Genomic DNA, 12,874 nt, shown 5'->3' with positions numbered 1-12,874 from the left:
CCAGACGAGGTTATGATCCCAGTGCATGCGCCACCGCAGGGTGGCGCATGCCTTTTCTTGCGAATATTGAGTGCAATCAGAGAGGGGAGGGATCGCGATGACGACGGAACTGGATGCCGGCATCACGCGGCACGGCGAGGGCTATGGGCAGGTCGAATGGAACATTCTCGGCCAACGCTATTTCCCGAAGGCCGATTGCGGGTCGACCTTCGCCTTCGAGGCCAATTCCGAACCCGGCCAGTTCGTGCCGGTCCACATCCATCCGACGCAGGATGAATTCATCTTTCTGCTGGAAGGCCAGCTGGAGCTGAAGCTCGACGGAAAATGGCAGACGGCCAAGCCCGGCGACCTGGTGCGCATGCCGCGCGGCATCCCGCATGGCTATTTCAACAAGTCGGACAAGCCGGCTCGAGCGCTTTTCTGGGTGTCGCCGGCCGGCAGGCTGCACGACCTGTTCAAGACTTTGCATAACATGACCGATGTCAAAGCCGTCATCCAAGCCTCCGCGGAACACGACGTCGATTTCCTGCCTCCAGAGGCCAATGACTGAGAAAAAGCCTTTCCGGAAAGCGGGAGCAGGTGGCGACGGGCTCAGGCCGGGCGCACAGGTCTGAAAGCGAGCAACTATGCAATATCGGGTGGTCGACTGGACCTGGGCCTACGACAACGCGGGGAACATCCCCAGGAGCGAGGCGTGGCCAAGCGCCTGGGTGGAGCCAGCCCGGGCCGCGCGCGACGCGTTCGTCGACGGTGATCGGGCACGGCTGGAGCTCGCCTATGGCAGCGATCCCCGCCAGCGTTTCGACCTGTTCTACCCGAAGGGGAGCCCAGCGGGTCTGGTCGTCTTCGTCCATGGCGGCTTTTGGATGGCGCTCGACAAGAGCTTCTGGTCGCATCTCGCCAAGGGGCCGCTGGCGCATGGATATGCGGTGGCGATACCCAGCTACCCGCTGGCTCCGGAGGTACGCATCGCAGACATCACGACGTCGGTCGGCCAGGCCGTCGTGGCGGCTGCGAGCATGGTGCCGGGTCCGATCCGGCTGATCGGCCATTCCGCCGGCGGCCAGCTGGTGACGCGCATGATCAGCCAAACGACGCCGCTCCCAGGCGAGCTGCATGACAGGATCGCGGGAACGCTCTCCATATCCGGCCTGCACGATCTTCGGCCGCTGATGAATATTGCGCGTAATGCGACGCTGAAGATCGACGCGGGCGAAGCCAAAAGCGAGAGCCCGGCCCTGCTCGAGCCATTGCCGGGAAGCCGGCTGATCTGCTGGGCCGGCGCCCGCGAGACTTCCGAGTTCCTCCGCCAGAATGCGCTGCTCGGCAATATCTGGCGAGGTCTCGGCATCGAAACGGATGTCGTCGAAGAGCCGGATCGCCACCATTTCAACATTCTCGATGGGCTCGTCGATCCCGACCACGCCTTGACGCGTGCTTTGTTTTCCATGTGAAGGCCCGACGCATCCGGTCAGGGCTGCGTCCCCGCTTCAGGCCGGAGGCCGCTCGCCGCCTTGCCCTCGGATCTTCGCATCCTGATCTCGATCCGGCGCCGCGCCTTGACGTCGCCCCTGGTGGTTCCGTCGGTCACCTTGTCACCCGGCAGGATCATCTGCCCTCCGGAGAGAGGAAGAACCGCCACGCCCTTGAGCCGCGGATCATTCTCCAAGACCCTGGCGACGGACACGGCCCGGGCCATGCCCAGACCCGCATTGTCCGCAGGGGTGAGGCCATCGATCTGTACCTTGCCCACCAAGGCAGGAATGAGCTTGCCATCCAGATTGGAAGTGCGGTTGTTGACGGCCTGTTCGTCGGTGTGGCCGATCACCTCGACGACATCGACATCATATTCGGCAACGATCTTTGCCACCCGCTCGATGACATTCGTCTTGAGCTTCTTGTCGAAATCTGCCGACAGGTCGGCTCGGCCGATCGCAAAATTATAACCACTGGCTTCGCTCAAATTGATGATCGGTGGCCAGTCGTGCTCGCCGCGACCCTCCCGCTCGGCCTGCTGCGTCTTGGCCCCCTTGACGATGAGATCCGCCACTTCAGACACCGTCAGATTTCCAAGCTCGATGGTTGTCATTCTGCTTTTCGCTTCGGCAATCTGACGCCACGCCGCTGCCAGATCGGCTCCCGAGACGTCAGTGGTCAGCGTGGGCAGGATGTCCTTGAGTTTCGAGGCATATTGCTTGAGCTGATCCGGATCGACACCACTCTTCTGCAGTCTGTCGACGAGGTCGCGCGCTTCGACCAGTTTGCGCCAACTTTCGTCGACTCGCTGGGGAATTGCTCCGGCGCGTTTGAACTCGTCCAGGAGTACGGCGAGATCCTTCGACGTCTGCTGCTCCTTTGCGAGCGCCGCTTCGGCCTGGTTCAGGCGGGCGGCAAGAAGATTGGCGCGCTCCTGCTCCCGGCTGAACATGACCGTCAGGGCGATCAGCAGGCAGAAAACCAGCAGCAGCATGATCTCCGCCATGGTCAGGCCGAGGACGATGCCACGCCGATAGGCCGCTCCATCGGACCCAATGGAGGTGGCTCTATGCATCGGCCGCTGCCGATTTGCGCAAGAGGCGCCTGATATATCGCAGCGGCCTGCTCTGCTTGGCGGCGGCGGCCTCTTCCATCTGCTTGGTCAGACTGGCGATCGCCTCCGCCAGATTGTCGATGCGGGCATTGCGCTTGGCTTCCGTGTCGAGAAGCTGGGTCGGTGTCATCGGCGAGTTGTGCTCGATGAAGGGCGTGAGGCTGTTGCTCAACTGGGAGACGGCGTGGGTAAGCTCGACGACCGAGGGCTGGAGCTTTTCTTCGATGACATTGGCGGGCACCTGCAGGCTTTTTAGACGGTCCGACATCGTTTCCAAGGTCGCCGTGAGCCTGTCGGTTCCCTCCGACAGCTTTGCGGTTTCTGCGGCGAACCTCGTATTGGCGGCCTCGACACTCTCGAATGCCGATTTCGCGAATGCCTTCAGGATCGTGGTGCTGGCATCGGCACTGGCCTCGATCGGCCCGGCCGCCTTCCGGGTCAAATCCTCGAAGTCGCCGAGGGCCCGGCTGGTTGCATCCCGTACGCCCTCGCGAGCTTCTCCAAACCCCTCGATGATCATCTGCTGGGAGGAGCGGCGGAAATTCGCGATTTCGACCACGATGGTATCCAGCTCCCGCCGAACCCGCCGGGTGGCCTCCGACAATTCCAGGCGCGAAGCCAGCTCGACCTCGTAAGGGTCCTGCCGCATCTGTCCGAACAGCACGCGAAGAGCGACGCCGGCGATGGTGGAGGCAATCGCTACGCCGAAATTGCGGACGATTTCCTCCACCGCCCCCTCGGCCTGAAACTGATAGAGCGATACGCCAAGGCTGGTGAGGGTGAACAGGAAGCCCATATAGTAGATATTGTCGCCCGCCTGGTCCAAGCGCAGGCGGAAGCGCCGCAGCACGACGATGACAAGCGCATAGATCGCCATCACCGCCACCGGTACGGATGTCACCAGGAAGGCCGAATAGTGCAGCAGCTTGGCGGCAATGATGTACGCACTGCCCGCCAGAACGAACAGGCTGAACAGGCTGGCACTCACGGCATTGTCGGACGTCGACCATGCCTTGTCCTGGACCATCGTCAGTTCACTCCCTGCAACCGGTCGGCGCTGTCGAACCTGCCGTTATTATCGGCGATCCATTCCTGCCAGAACCGGATATGAGCAACGCTGTCGATCGGTGGCTTCTGGCGCTGTACATATTTGATGCTCACGTCGGCGCCGTGAAGATCGGTCCTGAATTGCTTGTAAGCGACCGACTTCTTGAAGCGTGCGTATGAGAGATCGCCGCGATACTGGCTGTAATCTCGTCCGTTCTCGATCATGTCGGAGACGATGACCAGCTTCTTGGGAACGCTGTCCGCCTTGGCTCCCGTGAATCTTTCGACTGCAATCGCCTGGATGGTTGCCATGATCGGAGAATTATCAGAGGGAACGCCAGCCAGATCCGCCGCCAGAGCCCGTTCGAGTGGTTCCTTGAACCCTTGCGTCCATCTCCTCCTGGCAAGCTCCTTGTTGCCGGTGAGGGCGTCAACCCCGGAGCCGTCCCCTGGATTGCAGGCCCGGAACTTCACGGCACCGCCTGATGCGCCGGGCTCCAGGATACGCAGCTCGAACAGGCCGTAGTCGGGCGTCGCCTCGGCCAGATCGGTGAGCTCCGTCATCAATTGCTGGCGGCCGATCGGCGGCAAGGCGTCCGAGGCATCAAGCAGGACGATGGTTATGGAGGTAGGCCCATCGACGGGACACAAATCGGCGGCGAGTTTCGGCGGAGCCTGTGTCGTCAGCTTGAGATAGGCAAAACCGGTTGCCACCGCTGCAGCCGCCAGCAGCAGGAGGCCACCCAGGATGTAATGCGACAAACCGCTTGGGCCACGCGAGCGCCTACGCCTGTTTCGGGCCATCACCCATCCCCGGCTCGGGAACGACGTCGTCGAGTTGCTGATATTCGTCCATGGTGGTCTGGTAGGCCGTATGGATCTCCTTCACCTCGGCCGTCAGCATCGCCTGGATCTGTTCGATGCGGGATCGCAGCTCTCGCAGGCTCCATTCGCCTTCGGTGTTGGCCTCCACGCTGACCTTTGAGAGCGAGAAGGCGCTTGCGAAACGGGCCGGAGCCGGCGTCTTGCGAGCTTTGACATTCGCCTCGCGATAGAAACTGATCAGCGTGTTGGCCGCCCGTTCCAGATGGTCTTGATGTTGGCTGAAGAGCTTTAGCATGCGCGCACGATTGGCGACGATGGCTTCATACTCCCCCCGTCGCAGGGATAGATCGCTGCTGATATCCTGCATCCTATCCTGATATTCGTCGCGCACGTCTTTCAGGTTCTCATCGAGTTCCGCCCTGCGGTCGCGATAGGCGTCCCTGGCTGCTTCGAGCCGGTGCTGAACTTCGGCATAGCCAGGATAGGCGTCCGAGAAGGTCAAACTGTCGATCAAGGCGACCACCGAAAACATCAGGCCAAGGCCGAAGAACAGCCAGGAATTGAGGTCGCGTAGCTGGAAGGGGGCGGCGGCCATGACTTGCATCACGCGTTCGCCACCCCCCTCCAGGAACTGGGCAGACACGTCGCGATAGTGGGCCAAGGCCAGATTGAGGCCGAGAGCGAAGGCCACATAGAAGCAAAAGGCCAGCACCCCAAGGCATTTGCGGAAGATGTTGTTGTGAGTGATCTGCTTGACGCCGAAATGGCCGATGATGAAGGTGCCGAAGATGTTCAGGGCGGCAAAGGAAATGGCTTCGGTCACGCCGCCTAGCAGGCCCTGCTCGCTGCCCTTGGCCAGGAAGTTGCCGTTCGCGAACGCCTCCATCACGAACATCACGATGAGGAGGGCGACTTTCAGAAAGGTCGCTGCGCCACCGTGGACACGAGCGGTGCGGTCGATCTTGTGCTTGCGCCGGAAAGTCTGCTGCTCGGCATCGAGGTCGCGCAGGTTGCGGCGCAGCGCATAAAGGTCGTCGCGCCCCGCGCGGGCCTCCAGCTTGAAATCGCCGACGGCTGCCGGGGCTGTGTGCTGGATCTGCGTGAACCTGTCCTCGAAATCGAGAGCCGCCAAGCGTTCGGCATAGGTGCGCAACTCGTCCTCGACGGTGGCATGAGCGGCCTTCTTTGCGGCCTCGATGCGCTCGATGATCTGAGTCTCGACAGAGTCCATCGTCTCAGATGAGGTCGCAGGCTCCTCGTTGCCGCCGCGTTCTCTCCCTCGACCGGCAAGGTTGAGCTCGGCAGCGAGCCGATCCGTGTCGATATCCGCAAAGGTCTCGATCGAGGGACGCTTGTCGTGAGAAGGCTTCGTGATCCCCTGCAACAAGCGGGCGAGGGCAGTGCTCTTCAAGATGCAATATCCAGAAACTCAACCGAAATAATCGGCCGGAAATTTGGCCGACAGCGTAGTTATATAGGTAGTGCTACGCGTATCATAGCGGTGGTTTTTTAGAGCCAGGGCCCTTGATTGTCGTCTGTTGAGCCAAGGGCCTGCGTGCCACCACGGGACATGTAATCCCGTCCTCCAATGCAGTGCTTTGATGTTTGCCGTCGCGACCACCGAGGGAATGAACACCCACCCGTCGTCAGGGACACGAGACTGCTGGTGGACTTCCGCTTGACCCGCCATCAAGCGCTTCGTCAATCACTGGCCTACCGCTCCGGCGCCGCTTGAGCTGTCTACCTTTTCAGGGCCTTGACTTTGCCGTCGCCAACTAGAACAAATAGAGAACATTGTGATACGGGATTTCAAGTGCCGTCGTGGAAACCCTTGCCACCATCCTTCACGCCGACCTCGACGCCTTCTATGCCTCGGTCGAGCAACTCCTCGACCCCAATCTGCGTGGGAGACCGATCGCCGTAGGCGGCGGGGTGGTACTGGCGGCGAGCTACGAGGCCAGGGCTTTTGGGGTGCGAGGCGGCATGTCGGGCCGCAAGGCACGCGAACTTTGTCCGCAGCTCCTCTTCGTTGGCGGGCACTTCGAGGAATATCAGCGTCTTGGCGATGCCGCGATCGCCATCCTGGGTGACTTTACGCCGCTGGTGGAGCGCATCTCGATCGATGAGGCTTTCGCCGATGTCGCCGGCTGTACCCACCTGTTCGGGACGCCGGCGGATATCGCTGCAACCATTCGAGGGCGTGTGCGAAGCGAGTTGGGTCTGCCGATCTCCATCGGTGTCGCACGGACAAAGCATCTCGCCAAGATCGCCTCCCAGGTCGCCAAGCCGGATGGGCTCGTCGTCGTCGATCCTGCGCATGAGCTCGACTTTCTTCATGACCTCCCCGTTGGCCTGATGTGGGGCGTCGGGCCGGTGACCGAGGCCAGGCTAAGGACCGCGGCATTCTCACCATCGGCCAGCTCGCCGAGACGCCAGGTCACTCGATCGAGCAGCTTGTGGGCCGTGCCGCCGGGGAAAAGCTCCGCTCGCTTGCCTGGAACCGGGATCCCCGCCAGATCCGCACGCAGCACAAGGCCCGATCCGCCGGCGCGCAATCCGCGCTGGGGCGGCAACCTGCCATCGAAGGCGTGTTCGTGCCGGCCGTGCTTCGGCTTGCCGATCGTATCGCCTCGCGCCTTCGCGCCAAGGCCTTGGCAGGCTGGACCGTGACCGTGCGTGTCCGGTTTGCCGACATGCGTGCCATCACGCGGTCGGTAACGCTCGGGGTGCCGGTCGCAGCGACGATTGTGCTGGCAGAAATTGCCACCAGGCTGGTGCGCACCGCGCTTGCCGATCACCCGCGAGAAACCATCATCACGCTGGTGGCGGTTTCCGTTTCCCATTTGCATAAAGAGCGGGAGATCCAGCTCGATCTTCCGCTCGGCCTTCCCGACGAGAAGCGGCGGCCCGGCGCCCATCGGGGAGCCGCGCGCCAGTCAGCCGATCGCGCCATGGATGCCATACGCCGGCGCTTCGGACGCGACGCGGTGGGATATGCGACGGCGGCGCTCGATCGAAAGCGTTCCGTCCCGGACGCCTTCAGAGAGCTGGCTGAGAAGGATCTGGGTGAATAGGAGAGCTGAACGCCGCACGGGCTGCAAACGCCATGCAGGAGAGTGCGGGCCTTCAAGGGGAACGCGCGTTCTCGCTTTGCGCCGCATCGCCCTTGAAGTCGATCTTCGTGCCCGGCTTGACCATGGAGGCGAGGTCCTCCGCATCCCAGTTGGTCATGCGGATGCAGCCATGCGAGAAGGTCGTACCGATCTTGCCAGGGTCGGGCGTGCCGTGGATGCCATAGCTTTCGATGGAAAGATCGATCCAGACCGATCCCACCGGATTGTTCGGCCCGGCCGCAATGGTGAAGGGCCGCTTGGTCCTGATCCCTTTGAAGGCGAATTTCGGATTGTAGTGATAGGTGGGATTGTGCACCACATGCTTGACCTCCGCCGTGCCGCTCGGCGCCGGCTTCTCCTCGCTGCCGATCGAGGCGGGATAGACAGCGAGCCATTTGCCTGACGGATCGAGCACGCGTAGCTGGCGAGAATTCTTATCGACTTCGATATTCGCGACGGCCGGCGGCGGGCCGCTCCGGGCCACATCGGGCACCACCAGGTTTACGCCGGCCTTTCTGAACCGGGCGCGAGGGTTGAGCATCGTCAGCAACCGTTGGCCGACATGAAAACGCTCCGCCAGCTTCTCTCGAAGGTTGCGATAGCCGAGCCGCCTGAGATGGGCCATCCTTTCCATGCGTGCCGGAATTCGTCTGGTGAAACGACTGCGCACATCCCTGAGCGTCACCTCATATGTCGTCAGGACCGGGGCGATGCTGGTCGCGGTGAGCTTGTCCCAGGTTTCCTTCGTGAGCGTGCCATCGGATGGCAGTCCGTTCGCCGCCTGGAAGGCCGCGACAGCCTTGGTGAAATTATCCGAAAGGCGGCCATCGATCAGGCCAGGCGAGAAGCGGGCACGATCGAGCAGGATCTGCGCCTTGATCAACATCGGGTCGGCATCCTTCGCCCTGTCCTGGCTGAATTGCGCCTGGTTGACGCTATCGATGTCGAGCTTGGCCGCCTGCGTCGCGCCGCAGGCGAGCATAAGTGCGAGGGCAAGAAACAGCCTGAACATCGGCCTCACTCCGGGACCTGGACAAAGTACCTGTCCCTATGACGCGGCACGGCTGATCTGGTTCCTGCCTTGAGGCCATCATCGGCTTGATGCTGCGCGCCGCACGCCGCTTTCGCGATCGACTACCTTGTCTTTGGCCAATACGCCTATGGCGTCAGGTTCAAGTCCGGCTGCTCAGTTGGCATCGGACCTTGCTCGCGGATGAAACAAGGCTCGCTTTAGAAGATACCAAATCGCTGTCTTCTTCCGGTCGAGGGAGAACGATTGGGATTATCTTTTACTCAGCTATAGAGAAACGAGCTCACGGTCTCGTCTCTCAGTGAGGCAGCGTGATATTGGACGCTGGTTCAAGCCGCAAGATTTCATGTGCAAATGTATTATACAAGAATTATTCGAAATTTAACATCAATGTTGGAAATTTATTCCAGATAAATTTAATAAATATTTATTTTTACAATAAAAATCGAGGTATTTTTAAAATATTACATTGCAGGGGGAGGTCTATAGATAGTACAGAACAATTTTTTCGACTGTTGCGGAGTCGCCACAGCATTTTTGCAAAGCTTCTGATAGAGATCTAAATATAATTTCCTGGAGAATGATCGTGAAACGCCTTTTGCTCGCTGCCTCCGTTCTTACGTTGCTGTCCGGCGCTTCCTTCGCCGCTGATTTGGCACCTCAAGCCGTTGAGCCTGTCGCGCCTGCTTATGCGCCGTATTCGTGGACGGGCTTTTATGTCGGTCTGAACGCCGGTGGCGCGTGGAACGACAGCAAATGGAGTCCCGTTGCTGGAGTGACCTCCTTCCCGTCGTTTAACACGAATGGAAGTGGTTTTATTTACGGCGCTCAGGCGGGCTACAACTATCAGATCAACCAGTTTGTGGTTGGCCTCGAAGGCGATTTCAGCGGCTCGACCGTAAAGGGTGATGGCAGTTGCGCCGGCACCGCGGCCAGATGCGAGACAAAGCAAGATTGGCTTGCGTCGATCCGCGGAAGAGTTGGTTATGCTTTTGATCGGCTGCTGATCTATGGCACGGGTGGTGTTGCATTCACCCAGTACAAGAATCGCGAGACTTCTCCTATTTCAGTCTCGTGGGGCGACAGCACTCGCACCGGTTGGACCGTTGGTCTCGGCGCTGAATATGCCATTACGGACCATATTACCGCTGGCGTCGAGTGGAAGTATTATGACTTCGGCGATAAGAATGAGAACGCCAATCCTGTTATCAATCCTTCAGCCATCAAGTTTAAGGAAACGGAACATACCGTTATTGGTAAGATTAACTACAAGTTCTGAGAGTTAATACGGACAAGCCCGGCCATGTGCCGGGCTTTTTTTGTTTGTGTTGCAGCTAAGATAGCGTGTTCGCCGCAATGGAGTCGTCGGCATTCAAATATTGCTGGCAGCAGGCGTTTAAGGCGGCAATCGGCAACGTTGGCCGAGAGAGCAAAGTGCGATTTCTATGAATTGCACTTTGCTATACCGTTTGTTTTAACGCGTTTTCTTAATCGAAAAGTCTGTCAACTTTTCTGAAAAACGCTTTAGCCGAATTTGAGCTCAGGTTCTCGGGCATTGATATCACCTGCTGCCGAGCGCGTGTCAGGAGCCGAGCCGGTGAGCGATATATTCCTTCAAGGGGGCAATCGCATCCAGGGCATGGGCGAAGCTGCCATGCGACCGGGCAGGGGAAGGCGCGGGTGAAGCAAGGGGAGCCGTCGATACGATGCCGGGTTCCGTCCCATGCCGGCAAGCCTGCAGCTGTCCCACTGTCGCGAACCGAAAGCCCCGCATCTTGAGGGTATGGATGACGTCCGGCACAGCCTCGATGGTGCTCGCGTGGATATCATGCATCAGGATCACGGCTCCCGCCGGAGCGCCGGCACCGATCAACCTGGTCAGGGGCGCTTCGTCGTCGAGCCAATCGAAGGAATCGAAATTCCAGAGCGCCATTCGGCGCCAGAGGCCGGCGCCGCGCAACGCAGCCTCGATGCGCGCATCGATCCTGCCCCAGGGAGGTCGAAAAACATCGGGCCGATGGCCTGTCTCCGCCACGACGGCCTCATCCGTCAGTTCCACCTCGGCGATGGCTTCTCCATCTGTCAGCTCGGTGAGCGCCCGGTGGTCGAAAGTGTGGTTGCCGATCTCATGACCTTCGAGAAATTCGCGCCGTACCAGGCCGGGTGAATAAGCCAGCCGTTTGCCAACCACGAAGAATGTCGCGTGGACTTTCTCGCGGGCCAGAATGTCGAGGAGAAGAGGGGTCAGTGTCATGTCGGGTCCGTCGTCGAAGGTCAACGCCACGCAGGGCGTTACGGCCCGTATTTGGTGGCTTTGCTGACCGGCCGAGGCGGGGACGATCGGCGGTGTCGGCGACACGGCCATGAGCAAAGTCAGGATAATTATGCATATTGCGCGAGGGATGCTGCCGCGTCTCGGCTTCGAACCGTCCTTCCAGATACGCGACACTGCCTTGAACCTCACCGAGACCTTGCGGATCGATCAAAATGCTTTTCGAGGAAAAAAGCCATAGCCATGACCCGATTTGCGATGGAGGCGCCGGCGCCGCAGTCGATTCGAGGGGGGCGCCCGCGTGAACCTGATTTGAATGGCGAAGAATGAGCAACAAAATGCAGCCATAATCGCGGTATCAGTTCGTCTGCCTTCCCTGGGGCGATGTGGGCGAGGGGATGGAAGGCGCATCGAGTGCGTTCAAACTCGAATTTGGCCTCCAACAGATGAGACCCTGATGCGTAATTTCGCCCTCATATCCACGGGAGCCGCTCTTGGCGTGCTCGGCACTGTCGCCCTGACGCAACCCCATCTTCTTCTTGTCGATCGAGCTCAGGCCTCGCTGGCCGACAGTTACAAGCAGCTCAACCTGTTCGGGGAGGTGTTCGAGCGGGTGCGCTCCGACTATGTCGAGCCGCCCGAGGACGGCAAACTGGTGGAAGGAGCCATCAACGGCATGCTGGCTTCGCTCGATCCCCATTCGAGCTATATGGACGCCAAGAGCTTCCAGGACATGCAGGTGCAGACCAAGGGCGAGTTCGGCGGGCTCGGTATCGAGGTCACCATGGAGGACAACGCCCTGAAGATCGTATCGCCGATCGACGACTCGCCGGCCTCCAAGGCTGGCATATTGGCAGGTGACGTGATCACCGCGCTGGATGGCGAGGCGGTGCAGGGCATGAGCATGCAGCAGGCCGTCGACAAGATGCGCGGACCGGTCAATACGCCAATCACGTTGAGAGTACTGAGGGCGGGTAAGGGAGTGCCTTTCGAGGTCAAGCTCGTGCGCGACATCGTCAAGGTTGCTTCGGTGAGAGATGAAGAGCTTGCCGGGGACATCGGCTATATCCGCATCACCCAGTTCACCGAGCAGACTTTCGATGGCCTGAAGAAAAGTATCGACAGGCTGAGCAGGAAGATCGGGCAGGACAAGATCAAGGGCTATGTGATCGACCTGCGCAACAATCCAGGCGGTTTGCTCGACCAGGCCGTTTCTGTTTCCGGTGCTTTCCTCGGGCGTGGGGAGGTCGTTTCGACACGCGGAAGAAATGCCGACGATGTACAGCGCTTTGCTGCGGATGGACCCGATCTCACCCAGGGCAAACCGATCGTCGTGCTGGTCAATGGCGGCTCGGCCTCGGCCTCGGAGATCGTTGCCGGCGCGCTGCAGGACCACAAGCGCGCCACCATCCTGGGAACGCGCTCCTTCGGCAAGGGCTCGGTGCAGACCATCATCCCGCTGCAAGGTGACGGCGCGCTGCGTCTGACCACGGCGCGCTACTACACCCCGTCGGGACGCTCGATCCAGGCCAGGGGCATCGAGCCCGAGGTCGTGGTGCAGGAGAACGTGCCCGACGATCTCAAGGGAACCGATGAGACCAAGGGTGAATCCGGCCTCAAGGGCCATCTGGCCAATCCGGGTGCCGACAAGGCCGAAGAAGGCGGCTCCTCGGCCTATGTGCCGGCGAATGAAAAAGACGATACCCAGCTCAACAGGGCGATCGGCATCCTGCAGGGGCGTCCATCCTAGGGCAGAGCGCGGCTTCTCCCGAGGGAAGGGGATCCAGTGTCTGAACGACACGGGCTTTGGCGCCTGGATCTTCTTTCCGCCGCCTGCGGCGGAGCCGGGAAAGATACCGACGGCAGCTATATCCGGCTCACGCGTCATTGCGGGCGTAGCGAAGCAATCCAGGGCTGAGAAACATGGTCGCCGTAATTCCTGGATTGCTTCGCTACGCGCAATGACGGTGCTTGATCCGTCAAGCATCAACACCGTC

Annotated in this window: 10 protein-coding genes and 1 pseudogene; 5 read left to right on the top strand and 6 right to left on the bottom strand. The window is 60.3% G+C overall.

Features of this window, described 5'->3' with window-relative positions:
• Positions 1-97: 97 nt before the first annotated feature.
• Complete coding sequence (locus tag J8I29_RS14250; RefSeq protein WP_209432143.1) at positions 98-550, top strand: cupin domain-containing protein; 453 nt, start codon at positions 98-100, stop codon at positions 548-550.
• Positions 551-626: 76 nt separating this feature from the next.
• Positions 627-1,454, top strand: a complete 828-nt coding sequence (locus J8I29_RS14245; RefSeq protein ID WP_209432142.1) for an alpha/beta hydrolase — start codon at positions 627-629, stop codon at positions 1,452-1,454.
• A 17-nt stretch (positions 1,455-1,471) separates the two neighbouring features.
• Here J8I29_RS14245 and J8I29_RS14240 read toward each other — a convergent pair whose 3' ends face one another.
• The 4 genes from J8I29_RS14240 to J8I29_RS14225 form a co-directional block, all read right to left on the bottom strand.
• Positions 1,472-2,551, bottom strand: a complete 1,080-nt coding sequence (locus tag J8I29_RS14240) for a hypothetical protein (RefSeq protein WP_209432141.1) — start codon at positions 2,549-2,551, stop codon at positions 1,472-1,474.
• Positions 2,544-3,617, bottom strand: a complete 1,074-nt coding sequence (locus J8I29_RS14235; protein ID WP_209432140.1) for a hypothetical protein — start codon at positions 3,615-3,617, stop codon at positions 2,544-2,546. The genes J8I29_RS14240 and J8I29_RS14235 overlap by 8 nt, the downstream gene beginning before the upstream one ends.
• A gap of 2 nt (positions 3,618-3,619) precedes the next feature.
• Entirely contained in the window at positions 3,620-4,351 is a 732-nt protein-coding gene (locus J8I29_RS14230; RefSeq protein ID WP_209432139.1) for a hypothetical protein, read from the bottom strand.
• Between the two features lie 70 nt (positions 4,352-4,421).
• Complete coding sequence (locus J8I29_RS14225; protein WP_209432138.1) at positions 4,422-5,873, bottom strand: hypothetical protein; 1,452 nt, start codon at positions 5,871-5,873, stop codon at positions 4,422-4,424.
• Between the two features lie 410 nt (positions 5,874-6,283).
• Here J8I29_RS14225 and dinB point away from each other — a divergent pair.
• Positions 6,284-7,536 (top strand): annotated as a pseudogene (gene dinB, locus J8I29_RS30440) (DNA polymerase IV).
• A 52-nt stretch (positions 7,537-7,588) separates the two neighbouring features.
• Here dinB and J8I29_RS14215 read toward each other — a convergent pair.
• Positions 7,589-8,587, bottom strand: coding sequence for a L,D-transpeptidase (locus J8I29_RS14215; protein ID WP_209432137.1), 999 nt, complete (start codon positions 8,585-8,587; stop codon positions 7,589-7,591).
• 604 nt (positions 8,588-9,191) lie between these two features.
• Here J8I29_RS14215 and J8I29_RS14210 point away from each other — a divergent pair.
• Positions 9,192-9,884, top strand: coding sequence for an outer membrane protein (locus J8I29_RS14210; protein ID WP_348536017.1), 693 nt, complete (start codon positions 9,192-9,194; stop codon positions 9,882-9,884).
• Positions 9,885-10,187: 303 nt separating this feature from the next.
• Here J8I29_RS14210 and J8I29_RS14205 read toward each other — a convergent pair whose 3' ends face one another.
• Positions 10,188-10,970 (bottom strand): polysaccharide deacetylase family protein, encoded by a 783-nt coding sequence (locus J8I29_RS14205; RefSeq protein WP_209432135.1) that lies wholly within the window; start codon positions 10,968-10,970, stop codon positions 10,188-10,190.
• 364 nt (positions 10,971-11,334) lie between these two features.
• On the opposite strand from J8I29_RS14205, the gene J8I29_RS14200 reads away from it, so the two are divergent.
• Positions 11,335-12,627 carry a S41 family peptidase gene (locus J8I29_RS14200; RefSeq protein WP_209432134.1) on the top strand — a complete coding sequence of 431 codons (1,293 nt, stop codon included), beginning with the start codon at positions 11,335-11,337 and terminating at the stop codon, positions 12,625-12,627.
• Positions 12,628-12,874 lie beyond the last annotated feature (247 nt).

It is taken from the genome of Labrys sp. LIt4 (assembly GCF_017813775.1).
GTDB lineage: Bacteria > Pseudomonadota > Alphaproteobacteria > Rhizobiales > Labraceae > Labrys > Labrys okinawensis_A.
Note: the sequence above shows the minus strand (reverse complement) of the source record. Positions and strands in the feature narration are given on the sequence as shown.